This is a genomic window from Arthrobacter sp. Y3221157 (assembly GCF_059089865.1).
Genome location: NZ_JBNHFD010000093.1, coordinates 1 through 15,621, shown reverse-complemented (window position 1 = coordinate 15,621; position 15,621 = coordinate 1). Strand labels below are relative to the sequence as shown.

Annotated in this window: 13 protein-coding genes and 1 tRNA gene; 8 read left to right on the top strand and 6 right to left on the bottom strand. The window is 66.2% G+C overall.

Annotation, left to right across the window (positions count from 1 at the left end; translation table 11 throughout):
• The 4 genes from AC5RTT_RS17485 to AC5RTT_RS17470 all read left to right on the top strand — a co-directional run.
• Positions 1–924, top strand: a 924-nt coding sequence (locus AC5RTT_RS17485) for a metallophosphoesterase (RefSeq protein ID WP_494146253.1), incomplete at its 5' end; no start/stop codon positions are given.
• A 144-nt stretch (positions 925–1,068) separates the two neighbouring features.
• Positions 1,069–2,877 carry an ABC transporter ATP-binding protein gene (locus AC5RTT_RS17480; protein ID WP_494146252.1) on the top strand — a complete coding sequence of 603 codons (1,809 nt, stop codon included), beginning with the start codon at positions 1,069–1,071 and terminating at the stop codon, positions 2,875–2,877.
• Positions 2,874–4,700, top strand: a complete 1,827-nt coding sequence (locus AC5RTT_RS17475) for an ABC transporter ATP-binding protein (RefSeq protein WP_494146251.1) — start codon at positions 2,874–2,876, stop codon at positions 4,698–4,700. Before AC5RTT_RS17480 ends, AC5RTT_RS17475 begins: the two co-directional genes overlap by 4 nt.
• A gap of 76 nt (positions 4,701–4,776) precedes the next feature.
• Positions 4,777–4,853, top strand: a tRNA-Pro gene (locus AC5RTT_RS17470).
• A 186-nt stretch (positions 4,854–5,039) separates the two neighbouring features.
• Here AC5RTT_RS17470 and AC5RTT_RS17465 read toward each other — a convergent pair.
• A complete protein-coding gene (locus tag AC5RTT_RS17465) occupies positions 5,040–5,270 on the bottom strand; it encodes a hypothetical protein (protein ID WP_494146250.1) in 231 nt (76 codons plus the stop codon).
• Between the two features lie 130 nt (positions 5,271–5,400).
• Here AC5RTT_RS17465 and AC5RTT_RS17460 point away from each other — a divergent pair, with 130 nt between their 5' ends.
• Positions 5,401–6,678 carry a helix-turn-helix domain-containing protein gene (locus AC5RTT_RS17460; protein WP_494146249.1) on the top strand — a complete coding sequence of 426 codons (1,278 nt, stop codon included), beginning with the start codon at positions 5,401–5,403 and terminating at the stop codon, positions 6,676–6,678.
• 33 nt (positions 6,679–6,711) lie between these two features.
• Here the strand turns inward: AC5RTT_RS17460 and AC5RTT_RS17455 are convergent, their stop codons facing one another.
• Entirely contained in the window at positions 6,712–7,650 is a 939-nt protein-coding gene (locus AC5RTT_RS17455) for a phosphoribosylaminoimidazolesuccinocarboxamide synthase (protein WP_494146248.1), read from the bottom strand.
• 1 nt (position 7,651) lies between these two features.
• A complete protein-coding gene (gene purD / locus AC5RTT_RS17450; RefSeq protein ID WP_494146254.1) occupies positions 7,652–8,968 on the bottom strand; it encodes a phosphoribosylamine--glycine ligase in 1,317 nt (438 codons plus the stop codon).
• Positions 8,969–9,068: 100 nt separating this feature from the next.
• Between purD and AC5RTT_RS17445 the strand changes: the two genes are divergently transcribed.
• From AC5RTT_RS17445 to AC5RTT_RS17435, 3 genes are read left to right on the top strand one after another with little or no spacing between them, the layout of a single operon-like run.
• Positions 9,069–10,637, top strand: coding sequence for a molybdopterin-dependent oxidoreductase (locus tag AC5RTT_RS17445; protein ID WP_494146247.1), 1,569 nt, complete (start codon positions 9,069–9,071; stop codon positions 10,635–10,637).
• A 43-nt stretch (positions 10,638–10,680) separates the two neighbouring features.
• Positions 10,681–11,697, top strand: a complete 1,017-nt coding sequence (locus AC5RTT_RS17440) for an asparaginase (RefSeq protein ID WP_494146246.1) — start codon at positions 10,681–10,683, stop codon at positions 11,695–11,697.
• Positions 11,698–11,734: 37 nt separating this feature from the next.
• Positions 11,735–12,112 carry a sterol carrier family protein gene (locus AC5RTT_RS17435; RefSeq protein WP_494146245.1) on the top strand — a complete coding sequence of 126 codons (378 nt, stop codon included), beginning with the start codon at positions 11,735–11,737 and terminating at the stop codon, positions 12,110–12,112.
• Positions 12,113–12,117: 5 nt separating this feature from the next.
• Here AC5RTT_RS17435 and AC5RTT_RS17430 read toward each other — a convergent pair whose 3' ends face one another.
• The 3 genes from AC5RTT_RS17430 to AC5RTT_RS17420 are packed head-to-tail and all read right to left on the bottom strand — an operon-like array spanning position 12,118 to position 15,218.
• A complete protein-coding gene (locus AC5RTT_RS17430; protein WP_494146244.1) occupies positions 12,118–12,879 on the bottom strand; it encodes an SDR family oxidoreductase in 762 nt (253 codons plus the stop codon).
• Positions 12,880–12,897: 18 nt separating this feature from the next.
• Positions 12,898–13,641 (bottom strand): aspartate/glutamate racemase family protein, encoded by a 744-nt coding sequence (locus AC5RTT_RS17425; protein WP_494146243.1) that lies wholly within the window; start codon positions 13,639–13,641, stop codon positions 12,898–12,900.
• 8 nt (positions 13,642–13,649) lie between these two features.
• Positions 13,650–15,218 (bottom strand): NCS1 family nucleobase:cation symporter-1, encoded by a 1,569-nt coding sequence (locus tag AC5RTT_RS17420; RefSeq protein ID WP_494146242.1) that lies wholly within the window; start codon positions 15,216–15,218, stop codon positions 13,650–13,652.
• Between the last annotated feature and the right edge of the window lie 403 nt (positions 15,219–15,621).

Below are 15,621 nucleotides of genomic sequence, written 5' to 3'. Positions count from 1 at the left end.
GGCCGCGTCCGTACCATCGGGCGCGGCTTTGCCGTCACCGCGGGAGCCGGGGCGGCTGCCGCAGTGGCGGCCGCCGGGTACGGCCTGTGGGAAAAGAACCAGTTCGTGCTGCGTGAAGAGACGCTGGAGATCCTGCCTCCGGGCCGGAACCCGTTCCGCATCCTCCACCTCAGCGATATCCACTTTGTCCCCGGGCAGCAAAAGAAGGCAGCCTGGCTGGAGTCCCTTGCCAGACTCGAGCCAGACCTGGTGGTGAACACCGGCGACAACCTGAGCCACGCCAAGGCGGTGGGTCCGCTCCTTGCCGCCTTGCGCCCGCTGCTTGAGTTTCCCGGCGTTTTCGTCCCGGGCTCCAACGACTACTTCGCCCCCAGCCTGAAGAACCCGGCTTCGTATCTGCTGGGGCCGTCAAAGGTCAAGCCCAAGACTGTCGCCCTGGACTGGCCGCGGCTGCGGTCGGGCTTCGGGATGGCCGGCTGGATCGACCTGACCAACCGCCACCAATCAGTGGTCCTTAACGGCATGCGCTTCGATTTCTCCGGCGTGGACGATCCGCACCTGAACCGCGAACGCTATGCGGGCTGGCCCAAGGGAACCATCAACCAGGATGCCAACGACCACCTCAAGGTCGCCGTGATCCATGCCCCTTACCAGCGCGTGCTCGACCACTTCACCGAAAGCGGGGCGGACCTCCTGCTCGCCGGCCACACGCACGGCGGCCAGCTCTGCGTCCCCGGCTACGGGGCGCTGGTGTCCAACTGCGACCTCCCCACCTGGCGTGCGAAGGGCCTGAATGATTGGTCCAGCAATGGAAGCACGACGCCGGTCAACGTCTCGGGCGGCATCGGCACCTCCCGCTTCGCCCCGGTCCGGATCGCCTGCAAACCAGAGGCAGTCCTGCTGACGCTTACCTCCCCTGCCTGACCCGCACCGGCCGCATGCAATCGCGGACTGCAATAAGTAAGCAAGCGTGCCAACCGGGCTGCAGACCCTGTGAATCGTCCAAGGCCATGGCATAGGGTAGTTGCTAAGGGAAACTACCTTCGATTCAGAGCTTGAGAAGCGGGCATGGCCGAGCAAACTCCATTTTTTCGAACCATCAGCCGTCTCTATCCCCATGTCCGCCCCATCATTTTCCGGCTGCTGCTGGGCCTTCTCTGCGCCCTCCTTGCCAGTGTGGTTGCCCTGGCCATTCCGCAGGTCCTGCGGGTCCTCATCAACGAATCCCTGAAGCCCGGCGGTGCCACGCAAGCGGTCTGGACTTCCGCCGGCCTCATCCTGGTCCTCGGCGTGGCGGAAGCAGGCCTGGTGGCGCTCCGCCGCCAGTTCGTCATCAACCCGGCCACCACAGTGGAAACCCGGATGCGGGTGTCCCTGTATGGCCATCTGCAGGATCTCACCGTGTCCTTCCACGACCGCTGGGGCTCAGGCCAACTGCTGTCCCGGGCCATGACGGACCTGAACTTCCTGCGCCGGTGGATGGCCTTCGGCGCCATCATGCTGGTGGTCACCACCCTGACCGTCATCATCGGCATTGCCATCATGTTCGCCATGAGCTGGCAGCTGGCGCTGATCTTCCTGGCGGCCGCGGCTCCCATCATGGCCTACAGCTTCCGGTTTCGGACACGCTTCAGCAAAGTTGCCCGCCGCAGCCAGGACCAGGCCGGAGACCTCGCCACCACGGTGGAGGAATCGGTTCACGGCATCCGCGTGCTGAAGGCCTTCGGCCGGAGCCGCGAAGCACTGGAAAGCTTCAACGAGCAGGCCGAGGAGCTCCGCCAGACCGAGATCCAGAAGGCCCGGCACCAGGCAACCTTCACCATGGTGGTCACGCTCCTGCCGGAGCTCGCCCTCGGTGCCGCGCTGGTGGTGGGCGTGATGCTCTGCGCCACCGGCCAGCTGGACATCGGTGCGCTGGTGGCATTCTTCGCAACCGCAGCCGTCATCGCCTCCCCTGTGGAGTTCTCGGGCATGCTGCTGGCCATGGCACTCACGGCCAAGAGCGCCGTCGACCGCCATTACGAGGTGATGGACACGGAGAACAACATCACCAGTCCACCCGAACCGTGCATGCCGGAGAGGCTGGACGGTGCGCTGCGCTTCAACAACGCGTCCTTCGCTTTCGATGACGCTCCGGACAAATCCATCCTCCAGGACATCGACCTGGAGGTCCGGCCCGGCGAAACCATGGCCCTGGTGGGCATCACGGGCAGCGGCAAGAGCGCCCTGATCCAACTGGTGCCAAGGCTGTATGACGTCACCGCCGGCGCCATCACCATCGACGGCGTGGACCTGCGTGCGTTCGACGTCGCGGAACTCCGGCGCATTGTGGGCGTGGCCTTCGAGGACACCACCCTGTTCTCCAGCTCGGTCAGGGACAACGTGCTGCTGGGCGCCCGGGAGCGGACCGACCACGTCCTCGAGGAAGCACTGGACGTGGCACAGGCGCACTTCGCCTACTCCCTCCCGGAGGGCGTGGACACCCTGATCGGCGAGGAGGGCCTCAGCCTCTCCGGCGGCCAGCGGCAGCGGGTAGCATTGGCCCGCGCCATTGCAGCGCGGCCGCGCATCCTGGTCCTGGATGATCCCCTGTCCGCCTTGGATGTGCACACCGAGGAACTGGTGGAGACGCGCCTGCGGGAGGTCCTCAAGGACACCACAACACTGATCGTGGCCCATCGGCCGTCCACCGTGGCGCTCGCTGACCGTGTGGCGCTGCTGGAGGAAGGCCGCATCACCGCCGTCGGAACCCATACGGAACTGCTCGCAGGCAACCACCACTACCGGTATGTCATCGCCAGCCTGGACCAGGAACCCCGGGATCTGGACTCGGAGCTCTCGGACCTCGAGGACCATGCAGAGGAAGCCATCCGATGAGCACCGCCACGTTCGGCACCGCCAATGAGGACAATGCCCACCTGAGCAAGAGTGAGAGCAGGGCGGTACGTCGCCGGTCGCTCGCCCTGCTGCGGTCCCTGATCCGTCCGGTGCGGGTACGGTTCTGGTTGACTATCGCCACTGTGGTCCTTTCACAGGCGGCCCGAGTGGCGGGCCCGGCACTTATCGCGTTCGGCATCGACCACGCCCTGCCCGCGCTGCGCGCCGGGGACAACCTTCCCCTGGTGCTCACCGGCGTCGCGTATCTCCTGGCAGCCATCGCGACGGCGGGACTCACCGCCCTGTACGTCACCTCCACGGCGAAGCTCAGCCAGTCGATGCTGCTGGACCTGCGCGTCAGGGTGTTCCGCCACACGCAGCGCCTGAGCCTCGAATTCCACGAGAAGTACACTTCCGGACGGATCATCGCCCGGCAGACCTCCGACCTTGAGGCCCTCCGCGAACTCCTCGATTCCGGGGTGAGCTCGCTGGCCTCGGGCCTGCTGTTCATGGTGTTCACCGCCGTCACCGTTTTCGCCCTGGACTGGCGCAGCGGCCTGCTGGTGCTGGCCGCCGGCGTGCCCATGTTCTTCCTGGCCCGCTGGTACCAGAAGCACTCGCAGATCGCGTTCCGGCAGTCCCGGGTGGTGTCCGCCCGGCTGATCGTGCACTTCGTGGAAACCATGACCGGCATCCGCGCCGTCAAGGCGTTCCGGAAGGAACGGGAGAACGCCCAACAGTACGCGCAGTTCGCCGAGGACTTCCGACAGGCCACCGTCCGTTCCATCAACCTCAACGGCATCTTCCAGCCCGGGCTGGTGCTGATCGGCAACGTCTGCGTGGCCGTCGTCCTGCTCTTCGGCGGCTTCCGGGTCCTCGGCGGCGACCTTGCCGTGGGCGTGCTGCTGGCCCTGATCCTGTCCACCAAGCGCTTCTTCCAGCCGGTGGACCAGATGGCCATGTTCTACAACTCGTTCCAGAGCGCCCAGGCTGCCCTCGAGAAAGTCTCGGGACTGCTCGAAGAGGTGCCAACGGTCCGGCCGCCCCGGAATCCCGTGGCGCTTAAGGACGCCGCCGGCGAGATCGACTTCAGGGACGTGGAGTTCCGGTACGGCGACGGCCCTGTCATTGTTCCGACGATGAACCTGCATATTCCTGCCGGGCAGACCGTCGCCCTGGTGGGCCAGACCGGGGCCGGGAAGTCCACCCTGGCCAAGCTGATTGCCCGCTTCTACGACGTCACGTCCGGCTCGCTGACCCTGGACGGCGTGGATCTGCGGAACCTCAGCACCACTGACCTGCGGCGGAACGTCGTGATGGTCACCCAGGAGGCCTTCCTCTTCAGCGGCTCCGTGGCGGACAACATTGCCCTGGGCCGGCCGGAGGCCTCCCGGGCGGAAATCGAGGAAGCGGCCAAGGCCGTGGGCGCCCACGGCTTCATCATGGCCCTGCCGGAGGGCTACGACACCGATGTCAACAAGCGCGGCGGGCGCGTGTCCTCCGGGCAGCGGCAGCTCATCAGCTTCGCCAGGGCCTTCCTGGCAAAGCCCGCCGTGCTGATCCTGGATGAGGCCACGTCCTCACTGGACATCCCCTCGGAGCGGCTGGTTCAGAACGGGCTGGCCCGGCTGCTCGCCGGCACCGGATCCGCGGGAAGGACGGCCCTGATCATCGCCCACCGTCTGTCCACTGTCGAGACGGTGGACCGGGTCCTGGTGGTGCACGACGGCCGCGTCGTGGAGGATGGCAGCCCCACCGAGCTGATCGGCGGCGGGGGCAGGTTCGCCGAACTTCACGGAGCCTGGAAGGACTCACTGGTCTAGCCCCGGGTACCGCGGTCCGGATTTCACATCGGGGCCGGGCATCAGCTATCCTTGTAAAGTTGCTTTTGCAGCGGATCGGGATGTAGCGCAGCTTGGTAGCGCGCTTCGTTCGGGACGAAGAGGTCGCAGGTTCAAATCCTGTCATCCCGACCATAGAGAAAAAAGAGGGTCTTCTGAGAAGGCCCTCTTTTTCGTTTCGTTACCTAGCACAATATCCCCGGTATGCAAGTCAAAAGGGCCCCACGCGGGTCCATCACCAAACCTTTACACCCGGACCAAAAGAAAAGCCCCGGAGCCGGGGCTCCGGGGCTTTTCGTCGCCTCCTTGGTGAGGAGGTTCCTACATGGGGTTGGGCCAGTTTCCTGTGTACGTGGTGTACGAGGTGTCGCTGGTCTCAGTGCTCTTGTCCTTCTTCTTGTCCTTGGTGGACATGGGATTCGGCCAGTTGCCGGTGGCAACAGCAGTACCGGAATTATCCGCCAGAGAACCCGCAGACAGTACGGCCGGAGCCGCGGCAGAAAATGCTAGGGCGCCAGCCAGGACCGTGGCCGTGACCAATTTCTTGAACATGTTGGTTCCTCAATACGAGTCGGATTCGTTACAAAGTCAGCACTGCCCTTGTTGACATACATTGTAAAATGTTTTCCACAGGCGCTGTCAAGCGCTATTTCTGAGCTGTCCGGAACAAGGAGGAAGTCCCGTGGGCAACGGATTCGGGGAGAAGCTCCGGGCGGAGCGCTTGGAGCGAGGCCTCACGCAGGCCGAACTGGGTAAGGACCTGTACTCCCCCAGCTACATTTCACTGCTCGAAACCGGCCGCAGGGAGCCCACCGCGGAGGTCATTGAGGAACTGGCCCGCCGGCTGGAGCTGGCTCCCAAGGCGTTGGAGGCGTGGAGCCAGCCGATCTCCGCCAGCGACGCCGAATACGTCCTTGCCGGCCTCTACGCCAGGCAGGCCTGGGACCTTCGGGACTATGCCCTGGCAGCCAGCCACGCCGCCACGGCCGCACAGCTCGCGCTCGAAGGCCGGAACACGAGCGCCTGGTGGAACATGACGTACATGCAGGCCGAGTGCCTGATGAGGCAAGACGACCTCACGGAGTGCCAGCGGATCGTGGAAAGGCTCATCGAGCACCCCATGGCCCGGGAATCGGTAGGGCTGGGCGTCCGCGCCCACCAGATGCTCGCGGCAGTCCTGCAGCGCCGCGGGCAGTTGCCGGCTGCCGTGGAGGAGGCAATGGAAGCAGTCACGCTGTCCGAGCAGCTGCCGAAGAGCTCCACCATCATCACTGGCGCCCTGCGGGTCCTGATCGGGGCACTGGCGGAAAGCGGCCGGCTTGAAGAGGCATGGAAGTACTGCCAGAAGCTGCACGAGCAGGTGGATGAAGAGGCCATGACGCAGCTTGCCGGCGAAGTGGCGTGGGTCATCGGCAACGTGGCGTTCATGCGCCACGACTATGTGGAAGGCGTCCGGCACCATGAGCGGGCGGCAAAACTGCTGTCCCCCGCCAATGACATCGAGATGTGGGCCCGCTTCAACAAGGCATCCGCCGCCGTCAGGCTGCAGGCCGGCATTGTTGAGCCGGAAACCCTCTCATCCATCGAACGCGCGGAGCTTGCCTTCTCGATCGTCAGCGGGACCAAGAGTGATGCGCTGGAGGTCGCCTTCATCCGCGCCCGGTGGCTGTACCTCACCGGAGACATCGTTGCCGCCGTCGAAAAACTCCGCGAGATCCATGCCGACCGCGCTGCCCTGGCCAAGCACACCGCGGGCGAGGTTTCGCTTCTGCTCGGCAAGTCCCTCAAGGCTGCCGGCGAACCCGACGAAGCGCTGGTGCACCTCGAAGAGGCGCAAAAGGCCTTCAGCGCCGCGGGCGCCGGGGACCGCGTCCAGCAGGCGCTGGACGCGATCCTGGAAATCCGGCTGGCACAAAAGCGGGCCGGATCAACCCCCAAACCCGCCAAGCAGGCCGGTTAGCCAGGCCGTCCGCCGGAGCAGCCGGGGCTCCGGTCAGACGAAGGTTTTGCCGGTGATTTTCTCGTACGCCTCGACGTAGCGGCTGCGGGTGCGTTCAACAACCTCAGCGGGAAGCGCCGGCGGAGGCATGTCCGAGGACTTGTCCCATCCGGATTCGGCAGATGTCAGCCAGTCACGAACGTACTGCTTGTCGTAGGACGGCTGAGCCTGCCCCGGCTTGTAGGTGGCGGCATCCCAGAACCGGGAGGAATCCGGTGTCAGCACCTCGTCGCCCAGGGTGATGGACCCGGAGACGGCGTCGTACCCGAACTCCACCTTGGTATCGGCGAGGATGATGCCCCGTTCGCGCGCGATGCGCTCCGCCGTCGTGTAGATCTTCAGGGTGAGTTCGCTGAGCCGGCCCGCAATGTCATCACCCACGAGGGCCACAACGGCGTCATACGTGATGTTCTCGTCATGCTCGCCGACTTCGGCCTTGGCCGAGGGCGTGAAGATGGCATGCTCCAGCCTGGAACCGTCCACCAGCCCTTCCGGCAGCGGGATGCCACAGACGGTGCCGGACGCCCGGTATTCCTGCAGCCCGGACCCGGTGAGGTAGCCGCGCGCGATGCATTCCACCGGGAACATGTCCAGCTTCTTGCAGATCATGGCGCGGCCCTCGACCTCTGCCGGCACGCCGCCCTCAACCGTCGAGGCCAGCACGTGGTGCTCCACGCCCAACTGGTCGAACCACCACAGGCTCAGCTGGGTGAGGATGCGGCCCTTGTCCGGAATCTCACTGGACAGCACATGGTCGTAGGCGCTGATGCGGTCGCTGGCAACCACCAGCACGCATTCCTGGCCCACCTGCTGGACGATGGACTCGTCAGCGGGCTCGTACAGGTCCCTCACCTTGCCGGAGTAGACGTGCTTCCAGCCCGGCAGGTCCAGGGTGCTGGTGTTGAAGCCGCGGGTTGCGGGGGTGTCCGTCATGTCAGGCCTTCGCTTTCGTCACAGGCAGGGAACCGGTGGCTCCGTACGGAACCGTGATTTCCCCGCGGGCTGCTTTCCCTGCAATGTCAGTGCGGTACTGCGAGCCTTCCAGCTGCACCAGCTCCACGCCGTCGTAAGCCCGTTCGCGCGCCTCCACCAGGTCGCTGCCCAGTGCGACGACGGCGAGCACCCGGCCACCGGCGGAAATGACCTTGCCCTGGTCGTCAAGGGCGGTTCCGGCGTGGATGACGTGCACGCCCTCCAACTCCTCCACCTTCTTCAGCCCCCGGATACGGTCGCCGGTGCGCGGCGTGTCCGGATAGTTTTCCGAGGCCACGACGACGGCGACGGCGGTTTCCTTCGCCCAGCGCAACTCCTCCGCCTTGTCCAGTTCGCCCTTCGCGGCCGCCAGGAGCAGGGAACCGAGCGGCGTCTTCAGGCGGGCGAGGACGGCCTGGGTCTCCGGGTCGCCGAAGCGGACGTTGAACTCGATGACGCGGGTGCCGCGTGACGTCAGGGCGAGTCCCACGAACAGGACGCCCACGAAGGGGGTGCCGCGGCGGGCCATCTCGTTGACCGTGGGCTGGGCAACCCGCTCAAGGACTTCCTCCACCAGGCCGTCCGGAGCCCATTCCAGGGGCGTGTACGCTCCCATACCGCCGGTGTTGGGGCCTTCATCGTTGTCGAAAATGCGCTTGAAGTCCTGGGCCGGGGAGAGCGCCACCGTGTTGTGGCCGTCGCAAAGCACGAAAAGGGAGACCTCGGGCCCGTCCAGGAACTCCTCGATGACCACCGAACCGCCGGCGTCGAAGCAGGACTGCGCGTGGGCGAGGGCCTCGTCGCGGTTCCTGGTGACCACCACGCCCTTGCCCGCGGCAAGCCCGTCATCCTTGACCACGTAGGGGGCGCCGAAGGTATCAAGCGCCGAGGCCGCTTCCTCAGCATTGGAGGCCACCATGGCCATGGCTGTTGGAACACCGGCTTCAGCCATGACCTCTTTGGCGAACGCCTTGGAGGCCTCCAGCTGTGCAGCCGCCTTGCTGGGCCCGAACACGGGGATCCCGGCGTCGCGCACGGCATCCGAAACGCCCGCGGCGAGCGGGGCCTCGGGGCCAACCACCACCAGGTCAACCGTCAGCTTGGTTGCGAGCGCCGCCACGGCGTCGGGATCGTTGCCGTTGATGTTGTACGTGGGGACCAGCTTGCTGATGCCTGCGTTGCCGGGCGCTGCGTGGACCTCGGACACGTTGGGGTCTGCGAGCAGGGAGCGGACAATGGCGTGTTCGCGGCCTCCGGGGCCGATGACGAGTACCTTCACAGTCACCAAGGGTACTTTGTGCACCCTGCCCGCTCCTAAGCTGTGACCGCTTCCGGATCCCGCGACAAGTCCGCCGCCTGTGCCGCTCCGAACAACTGCCATGACGAAGCTTCGGAACTGGCTCAAAGGCCCACCCGCACTGTCTGCGCTGGCAGGGGTGGTGGCGGCCGCCGTCGTCCTTGCCGTTGCGGAGCTGGCTGGCGCATTCTTCACCGCCCGGGCAGCACCGCTGCTCGCCCTGGGCTCAACATTCATCGACTTCACGCCGCCCTGGCTCAAGGATTTCGCCATCGCCACGTTCGGCACCAACGACAAGGCCGCCCTGTTTGTGGGCATGGGGCTGACCATTGCCGCGCTCGCCTGCGTCCTGGGCGTGGTGGCCTACCGGCGGTGGGCCCTGGGCGTCCTGGGCGTCCTGTTCATGGGCGCGGTGATTGTGGCCAGCGTGGTGACCCGCGCCGGCGTCGAACCGGTGGATGCGGTGCCCAGCGTGCTCGGAACGCTCGCTGGCCTGGTGGTGCTGCGGCGGCTGCTGGCCCCGCTGCATGGCATGAAACAGTGGCCGGAGGCACCGGCCGATGCTGCCCCAGGCAATCCGGCAACCAGCCGCCGCCGGTTCTTCGCTGCGGCGGGCATCACCGCGGCGGCCGCCGGAATCGCCGCAACGGGAGGACGCCTTCTCGGTGCCGCCCGCAGCAACATCGCCAAGGCCCGGGAGGCCCTTCGGCTGCCGTCCCCGGCCAAAGCCGCGCCCGCCGTTCCCGCCGGCGTACAGTCTGCGGTGGCCGGTGTACCGCCCTGGGTGACCCCCAACAACGAGTTCTACCGCATCGACACCGCCCTTAGCGTGCCGGAGATAAACGCCGAGGAATGGGAGCTCCGCGTCCACGGGCTGGTGGAGGAGGAGGTCCGCCTCACCTTCCAGGATCTGCTCGACGCCGACCTGATCGAGTCCCACGTAACCCTCACCTGCGTGTCCAATCCGGTGGGCGGCAACCTTGCGGGCAATGCGAAGTGGCTGGGCCTGCCCATCCGGGAGGTGCTGCGCCGGGCCCGGCCAAAGGACGGCGCCGACATGGTGCTTTCCACCTCCATCGACGGCTTCAGCGCCTCCACCCCGCTGGAGGTCCTGCAGGATGACAGTGACGCCATGTTGGCCATCGGGATGAATGATGAGCCGCTGCCGCTGGAACACGGCTACCCTGTGCGGATGGTGGTTCCGGGGCTGTACGGCTTCGTGTCCGCCACCAAATGGGTGGTTGACCTGGAGGTGACGCGCTTCGCGGACAGCAAGGCGTACTGGACCGAGCGTGGCTGGTCCGAGCGCGGCCCGATCAAGACCATGGCACGGGTGGACGTGCCCAAATCGTTCGCCAAGGTTCCGGCCGGGAAGGTCGCGGTGGGCGGCACGGCCTGGGCGCAGACCCGCGGCATCACCAAGGTGGAGATCCAGATCGACGATGGTGACTGGGTGGAGGCGGAGCTGTCCACCGAGGCATCACTGGTGACCTGGCGCCAATGGTCCTACGAGTGGGATGCCGCGCCGGGCGCCCACTACATCAAGGTCCGGGCCACGGACGGCACCGGCGAGGTGCAGACGGACCAGCGGGCCGACCCCGTGCCCGACGGTGCGTCCGGCTGGCAGTCCGTGATGGTCACGGTGGAATAGCACCTTCCGCGATATTCCTGCGGGCGGCCCCTAGACTGGCACCATGCCGCACAATCCGCACGCCACGTTCGCCGTGGACTCCGCCGTCGAACTGGCCGTGATCGAGCGCAGCGGTTTCGTGGAGTCGCGGCACATCGGCTCAGCCGTCCTCCTGTCCGCCGACGGATCGGTGGTCACCGAGCTTGGCGACATCAACACGCCCATCTACGCCAGGTCCGCCCTGAAGCCGTTCCAGGCGCTGGCGGCCATGCAGTCCGGCGTCCCGCTGCGCGGAGCCCAGGTGGCGATTGCCTGCGGCAGCCATACCGGATCGCTGGACCACATGGACGTGGTGGCCGGGATGCTGAAGGCTGCAGGTGTCCGGGAGGACCAGCTCCAGTGCCCGGAGGCGTGGCCGCAGGACGAGACGGCCAGGAACTGGCTGGTCCGCTCGGAAAAGGGCAAGTCACGGCTGGCCTACAACTGTTCCGGCAAACATGCGGCCTTCCTCTGGGCCTGCACTGAAAACGGCTGGGACACCCACAGCTACCTCGAGCCCAACCATCCGCTGCAGCAGCGGGTCCGCACCGTGATCGAGGAATACACGGGCGAGAAGATCGCCCACCTGGGCATCGACGGCTGCGGCGCCCCGGTGGCGGCAGTTTCCCTGACGGGTGTGGCCCGGGGCTACTCCCAGCTGGCCAAGGCTCCAGGCGACCAGGCATACAGCGCCCGTGCAGCCACCATTGCAACCTCCATGCTGGATTACCCGTGGGCGGTCCAGGGCGTGGGTGAGGCCAACACGATGGTGATGGACGAGCTGGGAATCATTGCCAAGATCGGGGCGGAAGGGGTCATGGCCATGGCCACCGCGCAGGGCGTGTCCGTGGCGGTCAAGATCCTGGACGGAAACGTCAGGGCCACCTCGCTGGTGGCCCTGACGCTCCTTGCCGCGGCCGGCGCCGTCGACATTCCGGGCGTCGCCAGTGTCCTGGAGCGGGTGGTGGAACCGGTCCTCGGCGGCGGACGGCCGGTGGGCAGGATCCGGCTCGGACCCGCTGTATCAGCGCTGCTGGACTAGGCAACATTTTGACGGAAGCCAAAGGAGACCTCGAAACATGGCCGTAGCACGCCGCCGGATCGATGTTGAGGAAGGCGCGGCGGCGCTGGCCGCGTGGCGGAAAGCCGCCGAATCGCCGTCGGACGCTCCGCTGCCCCGAACCGTGCTGGCTACGGCTGTGCGCTTTTCACTGGAGGAAGTCACCGCCCGCGCACCCGGCAATTCGGTGGAGGTGCGCGTGCCGCCGTTCGGTGTCACGCAGTGCGTGGAAGGTCCCCGGCATACGCGCGGCACCCCGCCCAACGTCATTGAGTGCGACGCCGCCACCTGGCTTGGCATGGTGACGGGACAGCTGGGTTGGGCGGAGGCGGTCGCGGCCGGCAAGGTGGCAGCGTCCGGGCTGCGCGCGGACCTCTCGGCGCTGTTGCCGCTCTAGGAGGGTCAGCCGCGGCCGATGAAGGGCATGCCCGCGGCGGTTACCACCACTGAGCCCACGCTGGCTGTTGGCGGCATGTTGGCCATCATCAGTACCGCCCGGGCTGCGTCCGCCACCGGAAACATCGGTTCCACCCGGCGGCTGCCGTCCGCCTGGAGTGCGCCCGAGCCGACGCCGATAGTGTCCATGATCTCCGTGGCCGTGTTGCCGATATCGATCTGGCCGCAGGTGATGCCGAAACCGCGACCGTCCAGTTCGATGCTCTTGGTCAGGCCCGTCATCGCATGCTTGGTGACGGTGTACGCCACGGTCCGGGGCCGGGGCGAGTGCGCGGAGATGGAGCCGTTGTTGATGATTCGCCCGCCCTGCGGCTCCTGGGCCTTCATGGTCCTGACGGCGGCCGCCGCGCACAGCAGGGACCCGGTGAGGTTCACAGCCACCGTGGCGTTCCAGTCGTCCACGCTGATCTCATCCACGCTGGCCGCCGGGCCGAACACGCCGGCGTTGTTGAACAGCACGTCCACCCGGCCCCATTGCTGCCGGGCGGCCTCGAAAAGGCGCTCGACGTCGTCGGGGTTGGTGACGTCGCACGGCACCACCAGCGCATCAGGGCTGCCGTCCGCCGTTTCCTTCAGCTGCGCCTCCCGGCGCCCGGCGAGGGCCACCCGGTAACCGTCCGCCAGCATCTGCCGGGCCACTTCACGGCCGATGCCGGAGCCGGCCCCCGTGACGACGGCAACGCGGCCGGCGGGACGTGCAGTGTTCACGCTGTTCTCCTGGAGTTGCTAGAGCGGGGCGGGTACGGCGGTGCTGTTCAGCGGCCAGCCTATGACGGTCTTGGGCCGCGGCGCAGCGTACGTCCGTACCTTGGAGGTGGACAGGCCCATCCGGACCAGGGATTCGGCGATGGTCACTGCCGAGGCAACGCCGTCCACCACGGGCACGCTGGCGCGCTGCCGGATCTGCTCGTCCAGGCCGGCCATCCCGCCGCAGCCGAGCACGATCACCTCGGCCTTGTCCTGCGTGACGGCCAGGAGGGCCTCGTTGATGATGGCTTCCAGCGCCCGCTCCGGTTCCTCCTCAAGTTCCAGGACGGCCATGCCGCTGGCCCGCACTGACGCGCACCGGGCGTCCAGGCCGGCCAGCTTGAGCCGGTCCTCGATCAGGGGAACGGTGCGGTCCAGCGTGGTGACCACCGAGTACTTGTGCCCCAGGAACATGGCGGTGCTGGCGGCCGCTTCGGTGATGTCCACCACCGGGACGTCCAGCAGTTCCTGCAGTCCTTCACGCCCGTGCTCCCCGTAGCCTGCCTGGATGACGGCATCGTACGGTTCAGGGTAGGAGGTGATGGCGTCCATGACGGCGATGGCTGCAAGGTAGCTTTCGAAATTGCCCTCACAGGAATCGGCGCCGAACCGGGGCGTGATCCCCACAATCTCGGTGCCGGTGGCCGCAACACTGCGGGCCGAAGCGGCGATGGAGTCGGTCATGGATGCGGTGGTGTTCACGTTGGCTACGAGGATGCGCATGGGAGTCCTTAGTGGGTGCTGGCGACGGCGATTGCCTCGCCGTCGCGGTCTTCGAGCGGCTGCGAGCGGTCGGCGATGAAGAAGTACACCGCTGCCGCAATGCCGGCGGCAAAGAACCAGGCGAAGGGGGCGGCGGAGGCCAGTGCCGGCACAAAAGCGATGAGGAGGGCGACGGCGGCCGCCGGCACCATGGCGGTGATCGCGCGGGGATTGACGCCGTTCCGGTAGAAGTAGGCACCCTCCGGCGCGGCCGTGTACAGCTCGGGAACGTTGACCTTGCCGCGGCGGATCAGCCAGTAGTCCGCCATTACGACGCCAAACAGCGGGCCGAGCAGGGCGCCGAGGCCGCCGAGGAAGTACACGATGACCAGCGGGTTGTTGTAGAGGTTCCACGGCAGGATGACAAGGCCGATCACGGCGCTGACGATGGCGGCCTTGCGGAAGTTCAGGTGCTTGGGGAACAGGTTGGTCAGGGCGTAGACGGGTGCCACGAAGTTGGCCATGAGGTTCACGGCGATGGTGAGGATCAGCAGCGCCAGGCAGGCCAGCACCAGGAAGAGGGTATTGGGGATGGTCTGGACGATGTCGGACGGGCTCTGGATGATGGTGCCATTGATCTTGAACTGCCCGCCGGCCATGACCACCACGATGGCGCCGAACACCAGCATGTTGATGGGGATGCCCCAGAAGTTGCCGCGCACCACGGCCTTCTTGGAAACGGCGGACCGGGTGAAGTCGCAGAAGTTCAGGACGAACGTGCCGTAGATGGAAACCCAGAGTGAGCCGCCCGCGAAGATGGTGAGCCACATCTCGGGCCCTTCGAGGGCGTTGTTGGAGGACCAGGCGATGGCGCCGCCCGCCTCGACGAAGATCCAGACGGCGATAGCCGCCATGGTGGCCAGGATGACGGGACCCGCGAAGGCCTCGTACTTGCGGATCATCTCCATCCCGAAGCTGACGATCACCAGCTGGACCACCCACAGGACCAGGAAGGCCAGCCAGCCCAGCGTCGAAAGGCCCAGGACCGAGTCCTTGTCCAGTTCCGCCAGGGCGGGGAACATTGCCACGAGCATGACACGGAAGACTACGGAGGCCAGGTAGGTCTGGATGCCGAACCAGGCCACGGCAACCCCGCCGCGCAGGAGGGCGGCGATCTGCGCGCCCCTGATCCCGAAACTGATGCGGCTCATGACGGGGAACGGAACGCCCGTCTTGACCCCCATGAAGCCGGAGAGGTTAAGGAGGCCGAACAACAGGGCCGCCCCGATGCCCAGTGCCAGCAGGATCTGCCATCCGCCGAGGCCGAGTGCGAACAGGCCAATGGCAAAGGCATAGTTGCCGAGGCTGTGGACGTCATTGGCCCAGAGCGTGAAGATGCTGTAGCCGGACCAGCTGCGGCCGGCGCGTTTGGTGGGGGCGAGATCGACGTTGTAAAGCGTTGGGCTGATGGCCTGGCCGGACGCTGCACTGGCCGATTCGCAGAGGGCTTCGACGCTGACGGAAGGGTGGGTGGAGGCAACTGACGGCGCTGTCAGGTCCGGAGCCGCGTCAACGCCCGCCGATGGAGGGGTCTGCATAGGGTTTCTCAATTCTGAAAGGATCCGCGGTGGTGAGGCCGGCCCTGGCGCCGTTTCTGTTATTCCACTCTGCGGAATCAAGATATTGAATAGTGAAAGCAAGAGTATGACGTGGGTCACCAGCGGTCAAGCATCGCACCGCAGGCCGGCCGGTCATAATCGGTTCGAAGCTCTCCTCGGGCACTTCCGGCCGGACTGAGGGACATCTTTGTTGACCCGGCCGCTCGCAACTAGCTAATCTCGTAGAGCAAGAATGTTTTCTCACAATACGAAAACATGAGCCATTCGACGATGAAATGAGGCTCCCGTGGCTGCAGGAGAAGATACCTCCCATATCCTCAGCGGGTTGACTAACCAGCTGCCTGATCGTGATCCGGAAGAGACTGCCGAGTGGGTTGAGTCC

Bases quoted from the DNA above. Each gene is read 5' to 3' on its own strand.
- AC5RTT_RS17475 (WP_494146251.1), top strand. From the start codon at position 2,874: ATGAGCACCGCCACGTTCGGCACCGCCAATGAGGACAATGCCCACCTG.
- AC5RTT_RS17425 (WP_494146243.1), bottom strand. From the start codon at position 13,641: ATGCGCATCCTCGTAGCCAACGTGAACACCACCGCATCCATGACCGAC.
- AC5RTT_RS17440 (WP_494146246.1), top strand. From the start codon at position 10,681: ATGCCGCACAATCCGCACGCCACGTTCGCCGTGGACTCCGCCGTCGAA.
- AC5RTT_RS17435 (WP_494146245.1), top strand. From the start codon at position 11,735: ATGGCCGTAGCACGCCGCCGGATCGATGTTGAGGAAGGCGCGGCGGCG.
- AC5RTT_RS17480 (WP_494146252.1), top strand. From the start codon at position 1,069: ATGGCCGAGCAAACTCCATTTTTTCGAACCATCAGCCGTCTCTATCCC.
- AC5RTT_RS17465 (WP_494146250.1), bottom strand. From the start codon at position 5,270: ATGTTCAAGAAATTGGTCACGGCCACGGTCCTGGCTGGCGCCCTAGCA.
- AC5RTT_RS17455 (WP_494146248.1), bottom strand. From the start codon at position 7,650: ATGACGGACACCCCCGCAACCCGCGGCTTCAACACCAGCACCCTGGAC.
- AC5RTT_RS17420 (WP_494146242.1), bottom strand. From the start codon at position 15,218: ATGCAGACCCCTCCATCGGCGGGCGTTGACGCGGCTCCGGACCTGACA.
- AC5RTT_RS17445 (WP_494146247.1), top strand. From the start codon at position 9,069: ATGACGAAGCTTCGGAACTGGCTCAAAGGCCCACCCGCACTGTCTGCG.